The sequence below is a fragment of the Sphingomonas aestuarii genome (assembly GCF_054457155.1).
The window spans coordinates 437,804-460,913 of the sequence record NZ_JBTKVV010000002.1 but is presented as its reverse complement, the minus strand read 5'-3'; the positions used below and the strand labels follow the sequence as shown (position 1 = coordinate 460,913).

The 23,110-nt window shown below is 65.3% G+C and carries 22 protein-coding genes; 12 read left to right on the top strand and 10 right to left on the bottom strand.

What is annotated here, in order from left to right; all coding sequences use genetic code 11:
• Nucleotides 1-117: 117 nt before the first annotated feature.
• Nucleotides 118-1,425, bottom strand: a complete 1,308-nt coding sequence (locus ACX0GZ_RS05435; protein WP_458814154.1) for a hemolysin family protein — start codon at nt 1,423-1,425, stop codon at nt 118-120.
• A 186-nt stretch (nt 1,426-1,611) separates the two neighbouring features.
• On the opposite strand from ACX0GZ_RS05435, the gene ACX0GZ_RS05430 reads away from it, so the two are divergent.
• Both ACX0GZ_RS05430 and ACX0GZ_RS05425 read left to right on the top strand, forming a co-directional pair.
• On the top strand, nt 1,612-2,289 hold the full coding sequence (locus tag ACX0GZ_RS05430) for an OmpA family protein (RefSeq protein WP_458814152.1): 678 nt from the start codon (nt 1,612-1,614) through the stop codon (nt 2,287-2,289).
• A 203-nt stretch (nt 2,290-2,492) separates the two neighbouring features.
• Nucleotides 2,493-3,377, top strand: coding sequence for an alpha/beta fold hydrolase (locus ACX0GZ_RS05425; protein WP_458814150.1), 885 nt, complete (start codon nt 2,493-2,495; stop codon nt 3,375-3,377).
• Nucleotides 3,378-3,383: 6 nt separating this feature from the next.
• Here the strand turns inward: ACX0GZ_RS05425 and ACX0GZ_RS05420 are convergent, their stop codons facing one another.
• Nucleotides 3,384-3,989 carry a malonic semialdehyde reductase gene (locus ACX0GZ_RS05420; protein ID WP_458814148.1) on the bottom strand — a complete coding sequence of 202 codons (606 nt, stop codon included), beginning with the start codon at nt 3,987-3,989 and terminating at the stop codon, nt 3,384-3,386.
• 64 nt (nt 3,990-4,053) lie between these two features.
• On the bottom strand, nt 4,054-4,629 hold the full coding sequence (locus ACX0GZ_RS05415; RefSeq protein WP_458814146.1) for a NifU family protein: 576 nt from the start codon (nt 4,627-4,629) through the stop codon (nt 4,054-4,056).
• Between the two features lie 162 nt (nt 4,630-4,791).
• Here ACX0GZ_RS05415 and ACX0GZ_RS05410 point away from each other — a divergent pair, with 162 nt between their 5' ends.
• On the top strand, nt 4,792-7,680 hold the full coding sequence (locus tag ACX0GZ_RS05410) for a M16 family metallopeptidase (RefSeq protein WP_458814144.1): 2,889 nt from the start codon (nt 4,792-4,794) through the stop codon (nt 7,678-7,680).
• A 118-nt stretch (nt 7,681-7,798) separates the two neighbouring features.
• Here ACX0GZ_RS05410 and ACX0GZ_RS05405 read toward each other — a convergent pair whose 3' ends face one another.
• The 3 genes from ACX0GZ_RS05405 to ACX0GZ_RS05395 all read right to left on the bottom strand — a co-directional run bounded on the left by ACX0GZ_RS05405 (nt 7,799) and on the right by ACX0GZ_RS05395 (nt 11,019).
• Nucleotides 7,799-9,595 carry an AMP-dependent synthetase/ligase gene (locus tag ACX0GZ_RS05405; RefSeq protein WP_458814142.1) on the bottom strand — a complete coding sequence of 599 codons (1,797 nt, stop codon included), beginning with the start codon at nt 9,593-9,595 and terminating at the stop codon, nt 7,799-7,801.
• Nucleotides 9,596-9,670: 75 nt separating this feature from the next.
• Nucleotides 9,671-9,910 carry a DUF2061 domain-containing protein gene (locus ACX0GZ_RS05400; protein ID WP_458814140.1) on the bottom strand — a complete coding sequence of 80 codons (240 nt, stop codon included), beginning with the start codon at nt 9,908-9,910 and terminating at the stop codon, nt 9,671-9,673.
• 125 nt (nt 9,911-10,035) lie between these two features.
• Complete coding sequence (locus ACX0GZ_RS05395; protein ID WP_458814138.1) at nt 10,036-11,019, bottom strand: quinone-dependent dihydroorotate dehydrogenase; 984 nt, start codon at nt 11,017-11,019, stop codon at nt 10,036-10,038.
• A gap of 241 nt (nt 11,020-11,260) precedes the next feature.
• Between ACX0GZ_RS05395 and ACX0GZ_RS05390 the strand changes: the two genes are divergently transcribed.
• The 9 genes from ACX0GZ_RS05390 to ACX0GZ_RS05350 all read left to right on the top strand — a co-directional run bounded on the left by ACX0GZ_RS05390 (nt 11,261) and on the right by ACX0GZ_RS05350 (nt 18,496).
• Nucleotides 11,261-12,109, top strand: a complete 849-nt coding sequence (locus ACX0GZ_RS05390; protein ID WP_458814136.1) for an AraC family transcriptional regulator — start codon at nt 11,261-11,263, stop codon at nt 12,107-12,109.
• Nucleotides 12,110-12,191: 82 nt separating this feature from the next.
• Nucleotides 12,192-12,680, top strand: coding sequence for an RrF2 family transcriptional regulator (locus ACX0GZ_RS05385; protein ID WP_458814134.1), 489 nt, complete (start codon nt 12,192-12,194; stop codon nt 12,678-12,680).
• A gap of 9 nt (nt 12,681-12,689) precedes the next feature.
• Nucleotides 12,690-14,153 (top strand): Fe-S cluster assembly protein SufB, encoded by a 1,464-nt coding sequence (sufB, locus tag ACX0GZ_RS05380; RefSeq protein ID WP_458814132.1) that lies wholly within the window; start codon nt 12,690-12,692, stop codon nt 14,151-14,153.
• Complete coding sequence (locus tag ACX0GZ_RS05375; RefSeq protein ID WP_458814130.1) at nt 14,146-14,394, top strand: hypothetical protein; 249 nt, start codon at nt 14,146-14,148, stop codon at nt 14,392-14,394. The genes sufB and ACX0GZ_RS05375 overlap by 8 nt, the downstream gene beginning before the upstream one ends.
• Nucleotides 14,381-15,124, top strand: coding sequence for a Fe-S cluster assembly ATPase SufC (gene sufC, locus ACX0GZ_RS05370; RefSeq protein WP_458814128.1), 744 nt, complete (start codon nt 14,381-14,383; stop codon nt 15,122-15,124). Before ACX0GZ_RS05375 ends, sufC begins: the two co-directional genes overlap by 14 nt.
• A gap of 5 nt (nt 15,125-15,129) precedes the next feature.
• Nucleotides 15,130-16,212, top strand: a complete 1,083-nt coding sequence (locus ACX0GZ_RS05365; RefSeq protein ID WP_458814126.1) for a SufB/SufD family protein — start codon at nt 15,130-15,132, stop codon at nt 16,210-16,212.
• A 108-nt stretch (nt 16,213-16,320) separates the two neighbouring features.
• Nucleotides 16,321-17,538: a cysteine desulfurase gene (locus tag ACX0GZ_RS05360; RefSeq protein WP_458814124.1), complete on the top strand. Its 1,218-nt coding sequence runs from the start codon at nt 16,321-16,323 to the stop codon at nt 17,536-17,538.
• On the top strand, nt 17,535-18,002 hold the full coding sequence (locus ACX0GZ_RS05355; RefSeq protein ID WP_458814122.1) for an SUF system Fe-S cluster assembly protein: 468 nt from the start codon (nt 17,535-17,537) through the stop codon (nt 18,000-18,002). The genes ACX0GZ_RS05360 and ACX0GZ_RS05355 overlap by 4 nt, the downstream gene beginning before the upstream one ends.
• A 137-nt stretch (nt 18,003-18,139) precedes the next feature.
• A complete protein-coding gene (locus ACX0GZ_RS05350; protein WP_458814120.1) occupies nt 18,140-18,496 on the top strand; it encodes a HesB/IscA family protein in 357 nt (118 codons plus the stop codon).
• Here the strand turns inward: ACX0GZ_RS05350 and ACX0GZ_RS05345 are convergent, their stop codons facing one another.
• Genes ACX0GZ_RS05345 through ACX0GZ_RS05330 form a run of 4 tightly spaced genes read right to left on the bottom strand, consistent with a single transcriptional unit; the run spans nt 18,497 to nt 22,996 of the window.
• On the bottom strand, nt 18,497-19,252 hold the full coding sequence (locus tag ACX0GZ_RS05345; RefSeq protein ID WP_458814118.1) for an ABC transporter ATP-binding protein: 756 nt from the start codon (nt 19,250-19,252) through the stop codon (nt 18,497-18,499).
• A complete protein-coding gene (locus ACX0GZ_RS05340) occupies nt 19,249-20,232 on the bottom strand; it encodes a FecCD family ABC transporter permease (protein ID WP_458814116.1) in 984 nt (327 codons plus the stop codon). Before ACX0GZ_RS05340 ends, ACX0GZ_RS05345 begins: the two co-directional genes overlap by 4 nt.
• Nucleotides 20,229-21,005: an ABC transporter substrate-binding protein gene (locus tag ACX0GZ_RS05335; RefSeq protein ID WP_458814114.1), complete on the bottom strand. Its 777-nt coding sequence runs from the start codon at nt 21,003-21,005 to the stop codon at nt 20,229-20,231. The genes ACX0GZ_RS05340 and ACX0GZ_RS05335 overlap by 4 nt, the downstream gene beginning before the upstream one ends.
• 47 nt (nt 21,006-21,052) lie before the next feature.
• A complete protein-coding gene (locus ACX0GZ_RS05330; RefSeq protein ID WP_458814112.1) occupies nt 21,053-22,996 on the bottom strand; it encodes a TonB-dependent receptor plug domain-containing protein in 1,944 nt (647 codons plus the stop codon).
• Nucleotides 22,997-23,110 lie beyond the last annotated feature (114 nt).

The window sequence follows — 23,110 nt, the reverse complement described above, 5'->3', positions numbered from 1 at the left end:
CGCTACGTTCGAGAATATGGATTCCCGCCTTCGCGGGAATGACGAAATCTTGGAACAATTCGGCATGGCGCACTGGATTGCTTCGCAGCGCTCGCAATGACGACGCGTTGAGGCCGATCAATCCCGCTGTTCGACCAGCAGCTTGTCGATCTTGCGGCCGTCCATGTCGACGATCTCGAACCGCCAGCCCTGTTCGGTGAAATGGTCGCCTTCCTCGGGCAGCCGTTTGATGACCGACAGCGCCAGCCCGGCGACGGTGGCGAAATCGCGATCCTCGGGCAAATCGATGCCGATGCGTTCGGCCAGCGCGTCCGCGGCCATCTGGCCCGACACCAGCAGCGATCCGTCCTCGCGTTTCACGACATGCGGCGCGTCGTCGTCATCGGCATCCGACGCGAAACTGCCCGCGATCGCCGCCAGCAGGTCGGCGGGCGTCACGATTCCTTCGAAATGACCATATTCGTCATGAACCATGCCCATCGGCACGCCCGATCGGCGCAGCACCGTCAGCGCGTCCATCGCGTCGACCTGATCGGGCAGCACGGGTGCCGCGCGCATCAGCGTGCGCAGCGACAGCGGCTCTTGTTTGACGAGGGCAGCGACGATGTCGCGCGCCTCGACCACGCCGAGCACCGCGTCGATCGACCCTTCGGCAACCACCAGCCGCGTGTGCGGCGTCACCGCCAGCTTGGCGAACAGCGCATCGCTGCCCAGATCGGCATCGACCCATTCGACATCGGTTCGCGGCGTCATCACTTCGCGCACGGGGCGATCCGCCAGCCGCACCACGCCCGAGATGATCGAGCGTTCATGCTCCTCGATCACCCCCGACCTTGTGGCCTCCGCCACCAGCAGGTGCAGTTCCTCCGCCGTCACCCGGTTTTCGGATTCGCGGTTCATGCGAAGCAGGCGGAACACCAGTCCCGTCGATTTGTCGAGCAGCCAGACGAGTGGCGCGGCGACCTTCGACAGAAAGATCATCGGCAGCGAAATCAACGTCGCGATCGGCTCGGGCGAGCGCAGCGCGAATTGCTTGGGCACCAGCTCGCCGATGATGAGCGAGGCATAGGTGGTGAGGCCGATGACCAGCGCCAGCCCCGCCGCGTTCGAGGTCGCATCGGTCAGCCCCAACCACAATTCGAGCCGATCGGCGACCGGCTGGCCCAGGCTCGCGCCCGAATAGGCACCCGCGACGATGCCGATCAGGGTGATGCCGATCTGGACCGTCGACAGGAACTTGCCCGGATCCTCGGCCAGCGCGATCGCGGCGGCGGCGCCCCGGCTCCCCTTTTGCGCGGCCCCTTCGAGCCGTGCCTTGCGCGAGGAAACGATGGCGAGTTCGGACATGGCGAACACGCCGTTGAGCGCGACCAACGCCAGGATGATCGCGACATCGAGCCAGGGAAAAGGAAGGGGGTCTGTCATGGTTGACTGGACCAAGCCTTAGCGCCTCGCGGGCGGCACGCACAAGCGGCGAATCACGGGATCATAGGTTTCGTTCCGATGAACGAGCCGTTCAGCATCGATTCGCCCGTGGAACAACTATCAGGCGAGCGGGTTGGAGGGTCCGAGGTTCGGATGGGGAAACCGAATTCCTAAAAGGAGGACGATATGAAACTGACCAGCAAATTCTCGATGCTCGCCGCCGTCGGCGCGCTCACCCTGACCAGCGCCTGCGTCACCGACCCGGTGACCGGCGAGCGTACGATTTCGAAGACCGCACTGGGCGGCGTGGGCGGCGCATTGGGCGGCTATCTGCTCGGCGATCTGGTCGGCGGTCGCAACGATCGCACCGCCAAGATCGTCGGCGCGGGCATCGGCGGCCTCGCGGGCGCCGGCATCGGCAATTACATGGACCGCCAGGAACGCGCGATGCGCGAACGCACCGCCGGCAGCGACATCGATGTCGTGCGCCAGGGCGACGATCTGCTGCTGCGGATGCCGTCGGGCATCACCTTCGCCACCGACAGCGCAAACATCGCGCCGCAGTTCCGCCCGACACTGAACGAAGTCGCCGCCGTGCTCGCCGAATACCCCAACACCTATGTCGATGTGTACGGTCACACCGATTCGACCGGATCGGATGCGTATAATCAGGGTCTGTCGGAACGCCGCGCATCGGCGGTTGCCAATTACCTGACGTCGCGCGGCGTCGCATCGGCGCGCCTCGGCACGCGCGGCTTCGGCGAAACCCAGCCGATCGCGTCGAACGATACCGAAGCGGGCCGTGCGGAAAACCGCCGCGTCGAAATCAAGGTCGTGCCGATCGCCGAGAGCGATCTGCGCTGATCCGATACCGGTTGTGTGAATATGGGCGCGCGGGGCATGCCTCGCGCGCCTTTTTCATGATACCAGTGCATCGAGATAATGGGGGCCACAAGCCCCTCCACCGTTTGTTTCGAGCGAAGTCGAGAAACGCGCAGCGTGCGCCCTGTCGCGTTTCTCGACTTCGCTCGAAACGAACGGAAATTAAGCGCTTGGGAGCAGGCAAGATGAAGACCGAACGGATCGCCCTTTCCACCGGCATCACCCTCAACGTCGCCACCGCGGGCGAACCCGGCGCGCCGCCGCTGATCTTCCTCCACGGCTTTCCCGAATCGCATCGCACCTGGCGGCACCAGATCGGCGAGTTCGCGAAGGATCATTTCGTCGTCGCGCCCGACCAGCGCGGGTTCGGTGCGTCGGACCAGCCCGAAGGCGTGGAGAACTATACCCCCGACAAGCCGGTTGCCGACCTGATCGCGCTGGCCGACCATTTCGGCATCGATCGCTTCACGCTGATCGGCCACGACTGGGGCGGCGCGATCGCGTGGATGGCGGCGCTGCAACGCCCCGACCGGGTCGCGGGCCTCGTCATCGTCAACGCCCCCCATCCGCTCGTCTTTCAGAAATCGCTGATCGACGATCCCGCCCAGCGCGCCGCGAGCCAGTACATCACCGCGTTCCGCTCGCCCGGCATCGAGGCGCATATCGCCAAGATGGGCGTCGAGGCCTTCTTCGACACCAGCTTCGCCAAGCACGCCGATCCTGCCCTGCTGGCCGAGGAAAAGCCGCATTACCTCGCCGACTGGTCGCGCCCCGGCGCGATGACCGCGATGCTCAACTGGTATCGCGCCAGCGCGATTGCGGTCCCCGCGATGGACGAGGACGCGGCGATGCCCGCCTTCGTCAACGCGCCGTTCCCGCCCGTCCAACCGCCGACGCTGGTCATTTGGGGAATGCAGGACAAGGCGCTGCTGCCCGTCCAGCTCGACGGCTTGGATGCCTATGTGCCCGATCTTACGATCACGCGGATCGAAGAGGCCGGGCATTTCGTGCCCTGGGAACGACCGGACGCGGTCAACACGGCGATGCGCGACTGGCTCGACGAGCGTTGACCAGCGTCAGTCGATCCGGTTGAACCTGCCGAAATCGGGGCGCGGGCTGCGATCGAAAATGGTCGAACGGTCACCCTTGCCGAAGGTCGCGATGAAATTGGCGGTGACGCCGGGCTGGTCGGCAAAGAACGCCGCGTTCACCTTGTCCGCGTCGAAGCCCGACATCGGCCCCGTGTCCCAGCCCAGCGCGCGCGCGGCGATGATGAAATAGGCGCCCTGGAGCGTGCCGTTACGAAACGCGCTGGTCTTGCGACCCGCGCGCGCCGCTTCGCTGTCGCCGTCGAACCACGCCTTCGCGTCGGTATGCGGGAACAGCCAGGGCAGATGTTCGTGAAAATTCTCGTCCATGCCGATGACGACGGCGGCGGGCGCGGCGCGGATCTTGTCGGGGTTTGTGCCGGTCGCCGCGTCGGCAAGCCTGTCCCTGGCGTCCTGAGACAGGCACCAGACGAAGCGCGCGGGCTGCTGGTTGGCGGAGGTCGGCCCCATCTTCACCAATTCGTAGATCGCCCTGATATCCGCTTCGGTGACGGGCGTATCGTCATAGCCGTTATAGGTCCGCGCGGTGCGGAACAGGGTGTCGAGTGCGGCGTCGTCGAGGGGCTGGGTCATGCGATATCCTTGAACGATTGTATCTGGGGCGCTCAGGCTGAGCACGCGACGATAGCAGGGCGATTCAGACCGCGCGGACTTCGGTCACTTCGGGCACGTAATAGCGCAACAGCTGCTCGATCCCGCTTTTCAGCGTCATCGTCGAGGATGGACAGCCCGAGCAGGCCCCCTGCATCTGGAGATAGACCTTGCCCTGATCGAAGCCGCGGAACACGATGTCGCCGCCGTCATTGGCGACCGCGGGGCGGACGCGGGTTTCGATCAGTTCCTTGATCTGGGCGACGATCTCCGCGTCTTCGGGATTCTCGGCAAATTCCGCATCGGCAGGCGGCACCGCAATCCCGGCGGCAGAGCCAGCACGGAACAACGGCATGTTAGCCGAGAAATGCTCCATCAATATGCCCAGCACATCGGGCTTCAGATCGGGCCAATTCACCCCCGGTGCCGCCGTCACCGAGATGAAGTCGCGTCCGAAGAACACGCCGGTCACGTCACCGAGGGAAAACAACGCTTCGGCAAGCGGCGACGCTTCGGCTTCTTCGGGCGCGGCGAAATCGCGCGTCCCCGCCTCCATCACCAACTGGCCGGGCAGGAATTTGAGGGTGGACGGGTTGGGCGTCGCTTCGGTTTCGATCAGCATGCGTGCCATGTGGCGTGAGGAGGCGAAGGGATCAAGGCAAGCGACGGCAACGAAGCGTTTTCCAACGCCCCCGTTCAGCAACGCGCAAGGTGGGGGCGTCATCCTCGCGCATCAGATCATTGCCGCTGGCGACACCGTGCCTCACCGCCTAGATTGGACCCTATGAACAGCCTTGCCCGGCGCATCTCGCGCCTATCGCTCGTCTCCCTCCTCGCGCTATCGGTCGCGGCCAATGCGCAGACGGTGCAGACCGCGCCGCAAGCCGCAACCGTCGCAGCGCCGCAATCGTCGGGGACGCCGTGGCTGTTCCAGGGCAGCGACATTCCGCCCGATCCCGCCTGGACGTTCGGCGTGCTGCCCAACGGCCTGCGCTACGCGGTGCGTCGTAACGGTGTGCCGCCGGGTCAGGTGTCGATCCGCGTGCGCATCGACGCGGGCTCGCTGATGGAGCGCGAAAGCGAGCTGGGTTACGCGCATCTGCTCGAACATCTCGCCTTTCGCGGTTCCGAACACGTTCCCGACGGCGAATCGAAACGCGTGTGGCAGCGGCTGGGCGTCACCTTCGGGTCGGACAGCAATGCCGCCACCACGCCGACCAACACCGTCTACAAGCTCGACCTGCCGACCGCGACCGATCAGGGGCTGGACGAGTCGATGAAGATCGTCGCGGGAATGCTCGAGCGTCCGTCGATCACCACTGCCGCGCTCAATGCCGAACGCCCCGTCGTGCTCGCCGAACAGCGTGAGCAGCCGGGGCCGCAGATGCGCTTCGGCGAAGCGTTGCGCGGATTGTTCTTCGGCGGCCAGCCACTCGCCGAACGATCGCCCATCGGCAATATCGAGACGCTGGAAAAGGCGACCGAACAGAGCGTCCGCGCGTTCCACCAGCGCTGGTATCGCCCCGACCGCACCGTCGTCGTGATCGCGGGCGACAAGGACGCCAGGCTGCTCGAACAGATGGTGGTCAAGCATTTCTCCGACTGGAAACCGGTCGGCGCGGCGACCCCGACACCCGATTTCGGCAAGCCCGATCCGTCTCAGCCGACGACGGCCGCGACCGCCGAGGCATCGCTGCCGCCTGCGGTCAGTTTCGCCTGGCTGCGGCCCTGGTCGATCACCGCGGACACCATCCTGTTCAATCAGGAGCGCCTGACCGACCTGCTCGCGTCGCGCATCGTCAACCGACGACTGGAAAGCCGCGCGCGGGCAGGCGGCAGTTTCCTGCGCGCAGGCGTCAGCCTCGACGATATCTCGCGATCGACCAACCTGACCTCGGTCTCGGTCTATCCGCTGGGCGACGATTGGGAAGCGGCGCTGAAAGACGTGCGCGCGGTGATCGCCGACGCGACGACCCGCGCACCGACCCAAGCCGAAATCGACCGCGAACTCGCCGAGATCGAAAATGCTATGAAACAGGGCATCGCCACCGCGCCGGTCGAACCCGGCGCGCGGCTGGCCGATACGATGGTCGAGGCGGTCGACATCAACGAAACCGTGGCGTCGGCGCAGGTCAGTTACGACATCTTCAACGACGCCCGAACCAAGGGCATGTTCTCGCCCGCGCGCGTGCTCGCTTCGTCGAAGAAGATTTTCGACGGCACCGCGCTGCGCGGCATCGTCAACACCCGCACCCCCGACAACACCGCGACCGCGAAACTCGCGACCGCGCTGAAAACCGAGGTGACCGGTTCGGAAGCGCTGGCCAATGCCGAACCGGTGTCGATCGACGACCTGCCCCCGCTGGGTGCGCCAGGCACGGTCGAGGTGCGCCAGCCGGTGCTGAGCAATCCCGAAATCAATATCGAGGCGATGCGCCTGTCGAACGGCGTCAGCGTCCTGATGTTCCCCAACGATGCCGAAACCAACCGCGTCTATGTCCGCGTTCGGTTCGGCAGCGGGTTGAAGGGATTGCCCGCGAAAGAGCAGACCGTCGCCTGGGCCGGGCCGATGGCGCTGATGCAGTCGGGGATCGGCGATCTCGACCAGGAGAAGCTCGACCGGCTGGTCGGCAACCGCAATATCGGGCTGAGCTTTGCACCTGACGACGATGCCTGGATCTTGGGCGGACAGACGACCGCCGCCGACCTGCCCGATCAGTTGCGGCTGCTGGCGGCCAAGCTGACGCATCCGCGCTGGGACGCCAATCCGGTGATCCGCGCGCGGGCCGAAATGCTGGCGGGCTATGCGGCGATGGAGGCGTCGCCCGACGGCATCCTCGCGCGCGATCTCGAAGGCTTGCTGCGCGACGGCGACCTGCGCTGGGCGACGCCGAGCCGCGCGGCGGTCGAGGCGCTCGACCCGGCGAGTTTCCGCGCCTTCTGGGAACCGATCCTGAAGACCGGGCCGATCGAGGTTCAGATTTTCGGCGATGTCGAAAGCGAAGCCGCGGCAAAGGCGGTGGCGGCGACCTTCGGCGCATTGCCGCCCCGCGCACCGGCCTCGACGCAAGGGGCGCCCGTTGTCGCACCCGCGCACCGCGATGCGCCGGTGGTGCGAAACCACAGCGGCCAGCCCAATCAGGCCGCGGCGGTCATCGCCTGGCCGACCGGCGGCGGCAGCGCCGGGCTGGCCGAAAGCCGCAAGCTCGAAGTGCTGGCGGCGGTGTTCCGCGACCGGGTGCTCGACGAATTGCGCGAACGCACCGGCACCAGCTATTCGCCGACGGTGCTCAGCCAGTGGCCGGTTGGTCTCGACAGTGGCGGGCGCATCATGGCCATCGCGATGGTGACGCCCGACCAGACCAAATTCTTCTTCGAAGCCGCGCGCAAGATCGCCGCCGATCTGGTCGCCACGCCGATCACCCCCGACGAATTGCAACGCGCGGTGCTGCCGACGGTGCAACAAACGATGCGGATGTCGAGCGGCAACAGCTTCTGGATGCAGCAGACCGCAGGCGGAACGCGCGATCCGGCACGGATTCAGGCGGTAACGACGCTGGTTCCCGATTATCAGCGCACCACGCCGGCCGAAATTCAGGCGCTGGCGGCGAAATATCTGGGCGCCGACAAGGACTGGTCGATGGTCGTGCTGCCGGAAAAGGGAGCGGAGTAAGGCTCCCTGCCCCTAATATTCCGTCATTCCCGCGAAGGCGGGAATCCATAACCCATGTCGGAGAATATGGATTCCCGCCTTCGCGGGAATGACGGACTAAGGCATGACGGGGCGCTTCTCACCCCTGTTTGTAGAGCGCGTCCAGCCGCTCGCCATAGGCGGCGCGCAGCACGTGGCGGCGGATTTTCAGGCTCGGCGTCAGTTGCTCGTTCTCGATTGCGAAGGGCGCATCGGCGAGGATGAACCGGCGGACGCGTTCCGTGACCGACAAATCCTTGTTCACCCGCTCGACCGCGGCATTCAGCGCGGCGCGATATTGCGGGTTCTGCGCCAGGCTGACGAAATCGCATTTCGCGCCGCCCGCCGCGCACCATTCCTGAGTCCAGTCGGGATCGGGGACGATCACCGCGGTCATATAGGGCTTGCGGTCGCCATAGATCATCGCCTGGACGATCTCGTTCTGGAGAGTCAGCATCCCTTCGATCTTTTGCGGGGCGACGTTATCGCCCTTGTCGTTGACGATGATGTCCTTCTTGCGATCGGTGATCTTGATCCGCCCGGCCTCGTCGATAAGGCCGATATCGCCGGTGTGCAGCCAGCCGTCTTTCAGGACGCGGGCGGTTTCTTCTTCGTTGCGCCAGTAACCGTGCATCACCAGTTCGCCGCGCACCAGGATTTCGCCGTCTTCGGCGATCCGCACCTCGGTATTCTTGAGCGGCGGGCCGACCGTGTCCATCTTCAGTCCCGCCGACGGGCGGTTGCACGAAATCACCGGGGCGGCCTCGGTCTGGCCGTATCCCTGCAAGAACGTCAGGCCGAGCGACTGAAAGAAATTGCCGACTTCGGGCGTCAACGGCGCGCCGCCCGACACCATCGCCTTCATCCGCCCGCCGAACCGCTTTGAAATCTTCGGCTTAAGCAGCCGGTTGACGATCAGGTTCATCGGCATGTCGCCCACCGCGACCTTCCCCGTCTCCGCCTTCCTGCCGCCGATCGAAACCGCGCGATCGAGCAGATAGGCGGACATCTTGCCCTGTTTCTCGACCGCCTTGGTGATCCGCGTCCGCAGCACTTCGAACAGGCGCGGGACCACGACCATGATGGTGGGCCGCGTCTCCTCGATATTCGATGCCAGCTTGTCGAGCCCTTCGGAATAATAGATCTGCCCGCCCAGCCCGATCGGGAAATGCTGCCCGCCCGAATGCTCATAGGCGTGGCTAAGCGGCAGGAAGGACAGGAATACCTCGTCCCCCCAGCCGAAATCCTCGCTGATGACCGCGCAGCACCCCTCGACATTATGGAGGATCGCGCCGTGATGCTGCATCACCCCGCGCGGCGCGCCGCCCGTGCCCGAGGTATAGATGATACAGGCCAGATCCTCGCGCTTGAACTGCGCGCGCGCCGCGGCCGCTTCGGGCTCGGCCGGGTGGTCGGCGATGAGTCTGGACCAGTGGTGGAAATCGAGCGTGCCGGATTGCCCGATCTTCAGATCCTCCATGCCGATGACATGGTGAAGGTGATCCGAATGGAGCGCTGCGGGCAACAGCACCCGTGCCAGCTTCGCCGTCGATACGATCACCGCCGCCGCGCCCGAATTTTCGATGATGTGCGTGTGGTCGCGCTCGGTATTGGTGACATAGGTGGGCACGGTGACGCAGCCCGCCGCCATGATCGCCAGATCCGAGATGCACCATTCGGGGCGGTTTTCGCTGACCAGCATCACCCGGTCGCCGGGCTTCAGCCCGATCGCGGTCAGCCCCGCGGCGAGGCTCGCGACCTGACGCGCGGCGTCTGCCCAGCTGATCGACACCCAGGCACCGGCCTGTTTCGCCCACAGGAACGGCTTGTCGCCATTCTCGCGCGCGCGGGTGAAGAACATGGTGACCAGATTGGGAAAATGTTCGAGCTGCCGCATGGGGCCGACCTGCCTCTCGCCTATATCGTTGGCGAAAGGACTAACCCCTAATCGCAGGGGCGCAAGGCCGTAACGTCAATCCGCCCTTCCCGGCATGGGATGGCGGTGGACGAGAATGTCGAGCAATTTGCGCGGGGTCATCCGCGCGTTCCACGCCTTTTCATGGAAGAAATAGGCGACGGCGTTGCACAGGGGCTCGACCAGCGCGATGCCGCCCGCGATCGCCACCGATCCGGTGAAGAGATAAGCGACGGTGAAGCCGATCCCGAGATGGATCACCAGATAGCTCAATGTTTTCGCCAGATCGCGCGACATGCGGATTCTCCTCATGCGGGCACAATGCGCGAGCGGCGCAAATCGATCCAAGCGATTGTCGCGACGAGCGTGATCGGGCGGGTCGATGATGGCCACGCCCCCTCACCCGTTCGTTTCGGGCTCGATCAAATTCCGTTCGCGATGCGGCGCGCGAGGCCCGGTCCTTCGAACACCAGGGCCGAATAGAGCTGGACCAGGCTTGCTCCCATCTCCAGTCGCCGCCGCGCTTCGTTGGCGCTGTCGATGCCGCCTGCCGAGATCAGCGGGATCGCGCCGCCGGCGATCGCCGCGACCTCGCCCAGTTTTTCCCGCGCAAGAAGCTGCAAGGGCTTTCCCGACAACCCGCCGGCCTGCCCGCGATCGCGCGACCGCAATTCGGGGCGCGAGATGGTGGTGTTCGACACGATCAGCGCATCAATCTTTCCATCGATCACCGTCCGCACGATCGGATCAAGCGCAGCACGGTCGAGGTCCGGAGCGATTTTCAGGAACAGCGGCACGTGCCTGCCCGCGACCATCCGCGCACCGTCGCACGCCGCCAGCAATTCGCCGAGCATCGCCGGATCCTGCAAATCGCGCAAACCCGGCGTGTTGGGCGACGAAATGTTGATCGTCACATGGTCGGCATGCGGCGCCGCCTTCGCCACCGCGCCTGCATAGTCGCCGATGCGGTCGGACGAGTCCTTGTTGGCGCCGACATTCACCCCAACCACGCCGCGCCGCCTGGCTGCGGCCACGCGAGGAAGCGCGGCGTCCAACCCGCCATTGTTGAACCCCATGCGGTTGATGACGCCGGCATCCTCCGCCAGCCGGAACAGGCGCGGCTTGGCATTGCCCGCTTGGGCACGCGGGGTCAGCGTGCCGACCTCGACTCCGGCAAAGCCCAGCGCGTGGCACGCGTCGATGCTCTCGGCATCCTTGTCGAATCCCGCCGCCAGACAGACCGGGTGCGCAAATTCGATTCCGGCGACCGTCACCGGACGGCGTTTCGGCGGCGAAGGCGCGCCCGGACATCCCGCCGCCTGCCACGCGGCCAGGCTGCGAATCGTCAGGCGGTGCGCCGACTCGGGATCGAGTCGGAACAGGAGCGGGCGAAGGGTGGTGAACATCGCGTTTTCGCATGGCGCAAGGCGCGATATTCGTCAAAGCCCGTGCCGGATCGATCCGAAATGGCGATTCCATCCAATACGAAACGGGTGCGAATCGATTAGGAAAGCCGTGCGACCCGAAGCGGACGTCATCGACGAACGCTTAACCCTAATGGCTCCGCGGCCTTTCAGGCTGCGGGGCCATTTCTTTCGGCTGCGAAACGGGCTATGGTGCCGATCCGTCAACAGGGGGACGGAACGCATGTCGATCGCGCTCGACTATGCGGTGCCTGGCGCTGGTGCCGCCGAGATATTCACGCTGTTCTATCATTTCCGCGCCGATGTGCCGCGTTTCGAGGATACCGAGCGCGCCGACCACGCGCAGTTGCGCTTTCGCCTTTCGACCGGAGGCGCCACCTATCACTTCGCCGACGGGAGCGCGCAGGAGGCGCCCGCCCATCATGTCGTCGGCCCGACCAGCGGGGCGATGCGGGTGGTGGCGGAAGGGCCGGTGCATGTGTTCGGCGCGGGAATCACGCCCGCGGGCTGGGCGGCGATCACCGGCGCGAGTGCCTCCGCCTTTCTGAATCGGGTCGTGGATGCGCACGCACTGCTCGGCTGTGCGGTCGGAGAAGCGGCGGCGGCATTGGGGCGGGCCGCCGACACCGCCGATATGGTCGCCATCGTCGAGGCCATGATCGACGGATGGGTTGCCGATGCCAGGCGCCAGTCCAGCTTCGTCGCACAGGTCGATGCCTGGCTGGCGGCAAGCCATTCTCCGCAAGTTGACGATCTGGTCACCGCCACCGGGCTGTCGCGGCGTCAGGTCGAACGGCGATGCAATGCGCTGTACGGCGCACCGCCCAAATTGTTGGCCCGCAAATATCGTGCGCTAAAGGCAGCGGTTTCGCTGGCGGCGCACGAAGCCGATACCGACGCGCTGATCGAGCGCGGATTCTACGACCAGTCGCATTTCATTCGAGAGGTAAAGCAGTTTACCGGGCTGACCCCGGTCCAGCTGCGCGAACAGCCCAGTCTGCTCGCGCAATTGACGATCGCCGGACGCCATGCGCTGACCGGACAGATCAACCCGATCATCTCCGAAACCTGACAAGCCTGCGGTTGACGCAAGCATCGAACGCCCCCATCTGCCCAATCGGAACGATTCGATCCGATTTGAGAACCATTCGCACATGCGCCTTTCCGCCCAGGCAGATTATGCCGTCGTCATGCTCAGCGCCGCGGCCCGCCATTGCGGCGGCGTCGCGCGACTGAACGCGACTTTGCTGGCGGAGGAAACCGGCTTGCCGCTACCGACAGTTCAGAAACTGGTCAGCCGATTGTCGTCTGCGGGCCTGATCGAATCGACGCGCGGCACCGGCGGCGGTTTCCGCCTGTCGCGCCCCCCCGCCGCGATCAGCCTGGCCGACATCGTCGAGGCGATCGAAGGTCCGATCGCGCTGACGACCTGCGTCGATGCCGGGCGGCACGATTGCGCGATCGAGGGCAATTGCCGGATCAAGCCGCATGCCAATGCCGTCAACGGCGCGGTGCGCGGGGCGCTGGCGGGGATCAGCCTTGCAAATTTGAACCAACCAATCCCGTTTGTTTCGAGCGAAGTCGAGAAACGTGATCTGGGCGCGCGCGAGCGTTTCTCGACTTCGCTCGAAACAAACGGATGAGTGGATAATATGGCCACCAAGAACGCAGAGGCGCTCGCCGCCGCGAACAAGAAATATGAGTGGGGGTTCAGCTCCGATATCGAGCAGGACTTTGCGCCCAAGGGGCTGAGCGAGGACACTGTCCGCTTCATCTCGGCCAAGAAGGGCGAGCCCGAATGGATGCTCGACTGGCGGCTGAAGGCGTTTCGCCTGTGGGAAACGATGGAGGCCCCCGACTGGGCAAAGCTGAACCTGGACCCGATCGATTATCAGGACGCCTATTATTACGCCGAACCCAAGGCGAAGCCCAAGCTCGGCTCGCTGGACGAGGTCGATCCCGAAATCCTGCGCGTGTACGAAAAACTCGGCATCCCGATCGAGGAGCAGAAAGTGCTCGCGGGGGTCGAAGGTGCGCGCAAGGTCGCGGTGGACGCGGTGTTCGACAGCGTGTCGGTCGCCACCACCTTTCGCAAGGAACTGGAGGCCGCCGGCGTCATCTTTCGGTCGATCAGCGAGGCGATCAAGGAATATCCCGATCTCGTCCGCAAGTGGCTGGGCAAGGTCGTGCCGATGCACGACAATTATTTCGCGACGCTCAACTGCGCGGTCTTTTCCGACGGGACGTTCGTCTACATTCCAGAGGGCGTGCGCTGCCCGATGGAACTCAGCACCTATTTCCGCATCAACGCCGAAAATACCGGCCAGTTCGAACGCACGCTGATCGTCGCCGACAAAGGGTCGTATGTCTCCTACCTCGAAGGCTGCACCGCGCCGATGCGCGACGAGAACCAGCTCCACGCCGCGGTCGTCGAACTGATCGCGCTCGACGATGCCGAAATCAAATATTCGACCGTCCAGAACTGGTATCCCGGCGACGAGAACGGCAAGGGCGGCATCTATAATTTCGTCACCAAACGCGCGCTGTGTCAGGGCCGCAATTCGAAGGTATCGTGGACGCAGGTCGAGACCGGCAGTGCGATCACCTGGAAATATCCGAGCTGCGTGCTGAATGGCGAAAACAGTGTCGGCGAATTCTATTCGGTGGCGGTCACCAACAACCGACAGCAGGCCGATACGGGCACCAAGATGATCCACAACGGCAAGGGATCGCGCTCGACCATCGTGTCGAAGGGGATTTCGGCCGGGCGTTCCGACAACACCTATCGCGGGCTGGTGCGCGTCGGCCCGAATGCAGAGGGCGTGCGCAACTTCACCCAGTGCGACAGCTTGCTGCTGGGCGATCAGTGCGGCGCGCATACCGTCCCCTATATCGAGGTTCGCAACCCGTCGGCGCAGATCGAGCATGAAGCGACCACTTCGAAGATCAGCGACGACCAGATGTTCTACGCGATGCAACGTGGGCTGGACGCCGAAAGTGCGGTGGCGCTGATCGTCAACGGGTTCGCGAAAGAGGTGTTGCAGCAACTGCCGATGGAGTTTGCTGTCGAGGCGCAGAAGCTGCTGGGAATCAGTTTGGAGGGATCGGTTGGATAGTCCCTTCTTTTTTGAAGCAACTCACTATTGGTCCGATGGCGATGAACGCGCACATTTCGACTGGCTGAAGCGCATTGGCTGCGTCCGGGGTGTGCACGGTAAAGGTCAGCGGCTTTTTCTAGAAATCGACCGAGCAGTGACTACGGAAGACCTGCTTGAACTCAAGGCGATCTACCATCGCTACGGTGGTGATATCAGCCAACTTAAATATCTCGAAGAGGGCATAAATGCTCAAGATTGAAAACCTGCACGCCGAAATCGACGGCAAGCCGATCCTCAAGGGCCTGTCGCTCACGATCAACGCGGGCGAGGTCCATGCGATCATGGGGCCGAACGGCGCGGGCAAGTCGACGCTGGGCTATGTACTCGGCGGACGGCCCGGATACGAAGTGACCGAGGGCACCGCGACGTTCGACGGCAAGGACCTGCTCGATCTCGAACCGCATGAACGCGCTGCGCTCGGCTTGTTCCTCGGTTTCCAATATCCGGTCGAAATCCCCGGCATCTCCAACGTGCAGTTCCTGCGCGAGGCGCTCAACGCGCAGCGCAAGGTTCGCGGCGAGGGCCCATTGTCAGGCGCCGAGTTCCTGAAGATCGCGCGGGCGCAGGCCGATGCGCTCGGCATGGATCAGGAAATGCTCAAACGCCCGGTCAATGTCGGCTTTTCGGGCGGCGAGAAGAAGCGCAACGAAATGGTCCAGATGGGGATCATTGCGCCGCGTCTGGCGATCCTCGACGAGACCGACAGCGGACTCGACATCGACGCGCTGAAGGCGGTCGGCGATGGCATCAACCGCATCATGCGCGCCCCCGACAAGGCAGTGCTGCTGATTACCCATTACCAGCGGCTGCTCGATTATGTGGAGCCCGATTTCGTCCATGTGCTGGCCGACGGGAAGATCGTCGCGAGCGGTGGGCCGGAACTTGCCAAGACGCTGGAACGCGAAGGCTATGCGGCGGTGGCGGCTTGAACGCGATGAACGCGATCACCATCCCCCGCGATGTGCGCGAAGACTGGCGCTGGGCCGATCTGCCGACGCTCGAGGCTGCGGCGGTCGCACCGTCTGCCGACTCGGGCGTCGATATTCCCGCGCAGTTCCTCGACCTCGACGGTCCGCGCCTGACCTTCGTCGATGGCCGGTTCGAGCCCGCGCACAGCCGTCCCGGCAAGGTCGTGGTCGAACGCCTGTCACTGGACACTCGCCACCCGCTTGGCGCGCGCGCAACGGGCGAAGGCTGGTCGCTGACACTTGGCGACGACCATGCGACCGGACCCGTGCAAATCGTCCATGTCTCGACCGGGGGCGAGAACCATCTGCCCGCGCGCATCGTGCTCGCCAAGGACGCGGTCGCCGAAGTCGTGGAGACTTATGTCGGTCACGGATGGGCCAACCGTCTGACTCATATCAAGCTTGGCGAAGGCGCCCGCCTGATGCGGTCGGTGCGGCTGCTCCAATCCAACGGCTTCGTATCGGTCCGCGACGAAGCGGAAGTCGGCAAAGCCGCGAGCCTGGTGTCGATCTTCCTGGGCGCAGGCGGCATGGGCACGCGCATCGACGGCCATATCCGCGTCACCGGCGAGGGCGGCTTTGCGGAGATGGGCGGCGCGCTGCTGACCAGCGGCGACCAACGTCAGGAAGCCGCAGTCGCGCTCCGCCACGACGCCGAATATGGCACCAGCAAGCAGATCTGGCGCGCGGTCGCCGCCGACCGCTCGACCGCCAGCCTTGCGGCGCGCGTCAAAGTCGCACGCGGCGCGCAGAAGACCGATGGCGAGCAGAGCTTGCGTGGGTTGTTGTTGAAACGCACGGCGACGATCAATCTGAAACCCGAACTTGAAATCTTCGCCGACGACGTGAAATGCGCGCATGGTGCCACGGTGGGCGAACTCGACAAGGCGGCGATGTTCTATCTCCAGTCGCGCGGCATCGACGAAGCGCGCGCGACCGCGCTGATGACGCGGGCCTTCGTGGCCGACGCGATCGACCGGATCGGCGACGAAACAGTGCGTTCCGCGTTTGCTGCCGACGCGGAAGCGTGGCTGGAGCGGGCGTTGTGAGCCTTTCTTCTACCCAATCCGTTTGTTTCGAGCGCAGTCGAGAAACGCTTGCTGGATGCTCGGAACATGTTTCTCGACTTCGCTCGAAACGAACGGGGAGGTTGGCGCGTGATTGACCTCCAACTCGACACCCGCCCCCTCGACCTGCTCGCCGATTTCCCGGCGATCCCGGACGGCTGGGCGTATCTCGACACCGCCGCCACCGCGCAGAAACCTGCCCAAGTCATCGACGCGATCACGCGCGGATACGACACGAGCTATGCCACCGTGCATCGCGGCGTGTATCAGCGCTCGGCGGACATGACGCTTGCCTATGAAGCCGCACGCCGCCGCGTCGCGACCTTCCTCAACGCGCCAACGCCCGACGAAATCGTCTTCGTCCGCGGTGCGACCGAGGGGATCAACCTCGTCGCGCAGGGCTGGGCCGCGCAGCACCTGAAATCCGGCGACCGCATCCTGTTGTCGGCACTGGAGCATCATTCGAACATCGTGCCGTGGCAGATGGTGGCGGAGCGGATCGGCGCGCACATCGACGTCGTGCCGCTGACCGACGACCACCGCATCGACCTCGACGCGATGGAGTCGATGCTCACGCCCCAGCACAAGCTGGTCGCGCTGGCGCATGTGTCGAACGTGCTCGGCTCGGTCCTCGACGCCCGCCGGGCCGCGGACCTTGCGCACGGCGTTGGCGCAAAGCTGTTGCTCGACGGCTGCCAGGCAGTCCCGCGCATTGCGGTCGATGTGCAGGCGCTCGACTGCGATTTCTACGTCTTCTCCGGCCACAAGCTGTACGGCCCGACCGGCATTGGCGTGCTATGGGGCCGTGCTGAGCTGCTGGAGGCGACGATGCCCGTACAGGGCGGCGGCGCAATGATCGACCGGGTGACCTTCGAAAAGACGACCTACGCCCCGCCGCCTGCGCGGTTCGAAGCCGGTACGCCACACATCGTCGGCGTGCTCGGGCTCCATGCCGCGATCGATTATGTCGACGCGATCGGGCTCGACCGTATCCACGCGCACGAAACTGCGCTCGTCGCGAAGACCCGCGATGCGCTGTCGTCGCTCAGCAGCATCCGCCTGTTCGGGCCGGAGGATGCGGCGGGCATCGTCAGCTTTGCGGTGGAGGGGGTTCATCCCCACGATGTCGGTACCATATTGGACGAGGAACGCGTGGCGATCCGCGCCGGGCACCACTGCGCGCAGCCGCTGATGGACCTGCTCGGTGTCCCCGCAACCGCGCGGGCGAGCTTCGGCGTGTATAACGATGAAAATGACATCGACCGGCTGGTCGCCGGACTGAACCGAGTACGAAAGATTTTCGGATGAACGAGCAAAGCAAAATCGCTGTCGAGGAAGTCGATGCCGTCATCGCCCCGCCCAAGGCGCGAGTGGAGGATGCGGCGCGCGAGACCTTCGAGCGCAAGCGCGATTACCTCGAAGGTTTCCTTGCCAAGAAGCCCGAACCGCTTGACGGCACTGAGCCCGGCGGCGAACTCTACGAAGCGGTGATCGCGGCGATCAAGGAAATCTACGACCCCGAAATCCCGGTCAACATCTATGATCTGGGCCTGATCTACGGCGTCGAAATCGGTCCCGACAATCACGCGATCGTGACGATGACGCTGACGACCCCGCATTGCCCGGTCGCCGAATCGATGCCTGCCGAGGTCGAACTGCGCGTCGGCGCGGTGCCCGGCGTCGGTGCGTCGGAGGTCAACCTCGTCTGGGATCCGCCCTGGGATCCGCAAAAGATGTCGGACGACGCGAAACTGGAACTGGGAATGCTCTGAAAAAGTCCGATCCGGCGGCGAAGCGGGTGCAACAACCCCACCGCCGGATCGGGATCGAGGAACCGCAGCCACGCCCACAGGGGGGCAGTGTTGGCGGCGTGACCCAGGCTCCTCTGTCGGGACACATGGAGAAGACGATGACGACGACCCAGACCCGCAACCGCCCGGCGGCGATTATTTTGACGGCTTCGTCGGAAGCCAGAGTCGCCGAACTGATGGCGCGCGCACCCGAAGGTGCGATCGGGGTCAAGCTGTCGACCCCGCGCCGGGGCTGTTCGGGCCTCGCCTATTCGGTCGATTATGTGACCGAGGCCAACCCGATGGACGAGCGGATCGAGACGCCCGGCGGCAGTTTCTTCGTCGACGGCGCGTCGGTGCTGTATCTGATCGGATCGACGATGGACTGGGTCGAGGACGATTTCACCGCCGGCTTCGTGTTCACCAACCCCAACGCCAAGGGCGCGTGCGGCTGCGGTGAGAGTTTCACGGTCTGATCAGATCGCTCCGTCGATCATCACATCGCCATCGATAATCCGCGCGCGCACGCCGTAAACCTGCGCGATGCGCTCCACCGTCATCGTCTCTCGCACTGATCCGTCGGCGACAACGCGGCCATCCTTCATCCACACCAGCCGATCGGCATAGGCCGCCGCCAGCGCCAGATCGTGCAACACCGCCAGCGCCCCGCCGCCGCCGCGCACGAAATCGCGCAGCAGGCCCATCACCCGGTGCTGATGCCGTGGATCGAGTGCCGCCACCGGTTCGTCGGCAACGATCAGCGGCGCCTCCGCCGCCAGCGCGCGCGCCAGATGCACCCGCGCCAGTTCGCCCCCCGACAGCGTATCGGTCGCCCGGTCGGCCAGCGGAATCAGATCGCAGCGGACGAGCGCCGTATCGACCGCCCCGGCATCGCGCGGCGATAGCCGCCCCAACGTCACCCCATGCGCAAACCGCCCCAGCGCCACCACGTCACGCACCCGCGCGGGCCAGGCGAGCGGACGCATCTGCGGCAGATAGGACAGCGCCCGCGCACGGGCGGCAGCGGGCATCGATGCGGTCGAATGGCCGTTCAGCGTGGCGCTGCCGCTCGCGTCGATCAGCCCCAGCGCAGCCCGCAACAAGCTGGTCTTGCCCGCCCCGTTCGGTCCCAACAACACGACCAGTTCGCCGGGCGCGACCGTCAGGCCGGCATCCGCCACCAAGGTTGCACCGCCCACCTCGACGCTGATCCCGTGTGCGGTCAGGGTCATGCCAGTCCCCGTCGCCGCACCGCGATCAGCAGGAAGATGGGCGCACCGACCAGTGCGGCGACGACGCCCAGCTTCAGTTCGTTCTCGCCGGGCATGACGCGCACGACGATATCGGCGAGCACCAGGAACAGCCCGGCAAGCAATGCCGACGGCACCAGGCTGCGCGCCGGATCATGGCCCACCCAGGGGCGCACGAGATGCGGCGCGACGATCCCGACAAAGCCGATCGCGCCCGCAATCGCCACCGACGCGCCGGTCGCAACCCCGGCGCCCAACACCGTCGCCAGCCGCTGACGCCGGACGTTCAGCCCGATGCCCGCCGCCGCTTCTTCACCCAGGGTCAGCGCCGACAGCCCGCGCCGCGTCGCATAAAGCAGCCCCAGCCCGACCGCCAGAAACGGCAGCCCCAGCGCGATGTCGGGCAGGCCGCGATTGGCGACCGATCCCATCATCCAGTTGACCATGTCCGCCAGCGTGAACGGATTGGGCGCGAGGTTCATCAGCAGTGACATCAGTGCGGCGGCAAAGCTCGACAGCCCGACCCCGATCAGGATCAGCGTCGTCATCGACTGCGCCCGGATCGCTGCCGCCGCGAGCAACGCCGTTGCCGCGCACGCTCCCGCAATCGCGGCAAGCGGCAGGACGAAAGGCGACAAGGCAGCGAACCCGAAATGGAGCGTGATCGTCGCGGCAAGCGCACTCGACGCACTCACCCCCAACACCCCGGGTTCGGCCAGCGGGTTGCGGAGCAGTCCTTGCAGCGCCGCACCGCTCGCGCCCAAGGCGCCACCGACCAGCCACGCCGCGAGCGCGCGCGGCAAGCGGATTTCCCACACGATGACCCGGTCGGCGATGTCGCCTGTCCCGATGAGCGCCGCGAGCATCCGCTCGGGCGGCAGCGGCGTCGAACCCAGAAGACACGCCGCCAGGATCGCGACCAGCCCACCCGCGCCGAGCCACAGGTTCAGTCCGCGCGTCATTGCCGCCGCGCCTTCGCCAACGCCTCGACCGCATCGACCAGAAACCAGCCGCCGCAGGCCGTCCACGCGCCTTCGATGGGCACGACCGGCGTGTCGCGCATCGCCCGCGCGACGATCGGATGCCGCGCCGCGCTCCACCGGTCGGGCGGGGCATTCCAGAAACTGGCACTGGCGATCAGGTCCGGCCCCTCATGCGCCAGCCGTTCGAGCGGCAGTGTGCGCCAGCCGGGCGCGGCTTCGAAATTGTCGTAGCCCGCGACGCGCATCATCTCGTCCACCAGACCGCCGGGGCCGGACGTAACCCCGCCCGGCGTGACGTAGAGCGCGCTCGGCCGCCGCGCATCGGGTGGCGGCAGCGCCGACAGACGCCGGTCCATGTCGGCCGCCAGCGCCGCGCCCTTTGCGCCCTCGCCCAGCCCGATCGCGGTCTCCACCAGCACCTGGCGCACTGCCTTCAAGTCGTTCGCATAGCCGATCTGGAGCACCGGCACGCCCGCCCGCGCAAACATCGCCGCCGCATCCGGACCACCGCCATAGGAACGGATGACCAGATCGGGTTTGAGCACCAGCACATCCTCGGCGCGCGGACTCACGCTGGGAACGCCGACCGCGGCGGCGCGCATATAGCTGAAATCGCGGTCGGCGTCGGGCGAGACCGCGGCGATCCGGTCGCGCTCGACCAGCTTCAGCACATATTGGTCGGCGCAATAATCCAGGCTGACGATCCGCATCGGGCGGTCGGGCAGGACAGGGTCAGCCGATGGTTGCGGCACGCAACCCGCACTTCCCAAAACCCCGATCAGGATCGCCAGCCCGGCTTTCACAATTTGATCCGCACCCCTCCGAACGCCGCACGGCCCGGCGTGCCATAGGTCGCGACCACCTCATAGCGTTCGTCGAACAGATTTTCGACGCGACCATAGACTTCGATGTTGGCAGTTACCGGGAAGCTCGCGCGGAGATCGACCAGCGCATGGCCATCGACGCGCGTGGTATTGGCAGCATTGTCGAACCGGTCGCCGATATGGGTGATCGTCGCGCCGGTGCTCAGCCCGAACGGCCAGACATAATCGACGACCGCGCTGACCGAATGGCGCGGACGGCGGGCGAGTTCGTTGCCGGTTTCGCGGTCCTTTGCATCGACGAAGCTATACTGTCCGACCACCGACAGTCGATCGACGGGCTTAAGCCCAAGCGTGAACTCGACTCCTTCTGCCCGTGTCAGGCGCAGATTGTCGTAATAGCCGAATCGGTCCGGTGCGCCGTCGCAGATCGGCGGGGGGCTGGCGGTGAAGCACGATATGTAATCGATCTGGTTTTCGGTATCGCGGCGGAAATACACCGCGCCGACCTCGACCGCGCCATCCATGAAGCGCTGGTCGATGCCGACTTCCCAGCTTTCCGACGTTTCGGGCTGGAGCGCGTCGTTCCCGACATTGCTGTAGAGTTGATAGAGGGACGGCACCTTGAACCCCTCGCCGTAACTCGCGCGGATGCGGGTCGCGCCATCATTGGGGGTGAACACGCCCCCCGCCGACACCGTCGTCGCCCCGCCAAAACGGTTATGTTCATCGTGGCGCACGCCGCCCGACAGCGTCAGACCGCGAACCGGCTTGGCGGTCAGCTCGCCATAAAAGCTGTCCAGCGTTGCGCGGCCGCTGCCCACCGTGCCGAAACTGTCGGAATCGAACCGCGACCATTCGCGCTCTGCGCCGAACACGGCCTCCGCCCAATCGAAGGTCGCCACCCCCTGATATTCCAGCCGCTCGTTGGTGCCGACCGAATCATAGGTGATGGGGAGGAAGCCCTCGGGATCGTAATCGGTCCGCTCGACCCGCGTGATTGCATAGCCGACCCGGTTCTTGAGCGGTCCGAATGCGAAATTCACGCCCGCATAGCCGGTGATGTCACGCTGATCGCCATATTGGAGGGTATCGCCGAACGTAAAACTCGGCGTAAACCCGTCGATATCGGTGCGCCCGTCGGCGATCGATCCGCGCAGGTCGATCCCCGCATTCTCACCCAGCGCAACCGCGACGCGGCCATTGGCGTGCCATTGTTCGTATCCGTCGCGCTCGATCCCGCCGCGCGCTTCGTTGAACGCGGAAAAGCCATCGGTCTTGTACCAGCCGCCGCCCAGGCTCGCCGCGACCGGACCCAGCGAGGCCGCGACGTTGCCGACCGCGTTATAGGTTTCGCGACCGCCCGCTTCGGCCCGCGCGTTGACGACGACGCCCTCGCCGGGTTGCGGCGCGCGGGTGATGAGGTTGACGACCCCGCCGATCGCCTGGCTGCCGTACAGCACCGAACGTGGCCCGCGCACCACCTCGATCCGCTCGATATTGCCGGTCAGCAGCGTCCCGAAATTATAGCCGCCGCCGGTGGAGGCGGGATCGTTGATCTTCACCCCGTCGATCAGCACCAGCGTATGGTCGCTTTCGGCACCGCGGATGTTGACCGTCCCGATCGCACCCGGACCGCCGCTGGTCGTGGTGGTCAGACCGGGCAGCGTGCGCAGCAGGTCGAGGACCGTGGCCGACTGGCGGGTTTCAATATCCTGCTCGGTCAGCACGCTCACCGATTGCGGGGTTTCGTCAGTATCGCGTGCAGTGCGCGCGGCGGTGACGGTGACGCTCTGTTCGTCGCGCCAGCCTTCGCTGGCGGGCTGGGCGGAGGCGATGGCGGGGAACAGCGCGGCGACGGGCAGCGCGAACAGGGCATATTGCAGCCAAGCCGCACCGTCATTGCGAGCAGCGCGAAGCAATCCAGCCCTTCGGCGCGATCCGCTGCTGGATTGCTTCGCTACGCTCGCAAAGACGGTAGGCGTCAAGGCGGTGAGATCATGGTCAGACGAAAATTGCTTCACTTGTGACTTCCT

What these genes read in the sequence shown, in the direction of transcription:
- ACX0GZ_RS05340 (WP_458814116.1), bottom strand. Translation starts at nt 20,232, where the DNA reads ATGACGCGCGGACTGAACCTGTGGCTCGGCGCGGGTGGGCTGGTCGCG.
- ACX0GZ_RS05365 (WP_458814126.1), top strand. Translation starts at nt 15,130, where the DNA reads ATGAACGCGATCACCATCCCCCGCGATGTGCGCGAAGACTGGCGCTGG.
- sufC (WP_458814128.1), top strand. Translation starts at nt 14,381, where the DNA reads ATGCTCAAGATTGAAAACCTGCACGCCGAAATCGACGGCAAGCCGATC.
- ACX0GZ_RS05425 (WP_458814150.1), top strand. Translation starts at nt 2,493, where the DNA reads ATGAAGACCGAACGGATCGCCCTTTCCACCGGCATCACCCTCAACGTC.
- ACX0GZ_RS05405 (WP_458814142.1), bottom strand. Translation starts at nt 9,595, where the DNA reads ATGCGGCAGCTCGAACATTTTCCCAATCTGGTCACCATGTTCTTCACC.
- ACX0GZ_RS05395 (WP_458814138.1), bottom strand. Translation starts at nt 11,019, where the DNA reads ATGTTCACCACCCTTCGCCCGCTCCTGTTCCGACTCGATCCCGAGTCG.
- ACX0GZ_RS05420 (WP_458814148.1), bottom strand. Translation starts at nt 3,989, where the DNA reads ATGACCCAGCCCCTCGACGACGCCGCACTCGACACCCTGTTCCGCACC.
- ACX0GZ_RS05410 (WP_458814144.1), top strand. Translation starts at nt 4,792, where the DNA reads ATGAACAGCCTTGCCCGGCGCATCTCGCGCCTATCGCTCGTCTCCCTC.
- ACX0GZ_RS05355 (WP_458814122.1), top strand. Translation starts at nt 17,535, where the DNA reads ATGAACGAGCAAAGCAAAATCGCTGTCGAGGAAGTCGATGCCGTCATC.
- ACX0GZ_RS05400 (WP_458814140.1), bottom strand. Translation starts at nt 9,910, where the DNA reads ATGTCGCGCGATCTGGCGAAAACATTGAGCTATCTGGTGATCCATCTC.
- ACX0GZ_RS05415 (WP_458814146.1), bottom strand. Translation starts at nt 4,629, where the DNA reads ATGCTGATCGAAACCGAAGCGACGCCCAACCCGTCCACCCTCAAATTC.
- sufB (WP_458814132.1), top strand. Translation starts at nt 12,690, where the DNA reads ATGGCCACCAAGAACGCAGAGGCGCTCGCCGCCGCGAACAAGAAATAT.
- ACX0GZ_RS05350 (WP_458814120.1), top strand. Translation starts at nt 18,140, where the DNA reads ATGACGACGACCCAGACCCGCAACCGCCCGGCGGCGATTATTTTGACG.
- ACX0GZ_RS05345 (WP_458814118.1), bottom strand. Translation starts at nt 19,252, where the DNA reads ATGACCCTGACCGCACACGGGATCAGCGTCGAGGTGGGCGGTGCAACC.
- ACX0GZ_RS05390 (WP_458814136.1), top strand. Translation starts at nt 11,261, where the DNA reads ATGTCGATCGCGCTCGACTATGCGGTGCCTGGCGCTGGTGCCGCCGAG.
- ACX0GZ_RS05435 (WP_458814154.1), bottom strand. Translation starts at nt 1,425, where the DNA reads ATGACAGACCCCCTTCCTTTTCCCTGGCTCGATGTCGCGATCATCCTG.
- ACX0GZ_RS05430 (WP_458814152.1), top strand. Translation starts at nt 1,612, where the DNA reads ATGAAACTGACCAGCAAATTCTCGATGCTCGCCGCCGTCGGCGCGCTC.
- ACX0GZ_RS05385 (WP_458814134.1), top strand. Translation starts at nt 12,192, where the DNA reads ATGCGCCTTTCCGCCCAGGCAGATTATGCCGTCGTCATGCTCAGCGCC.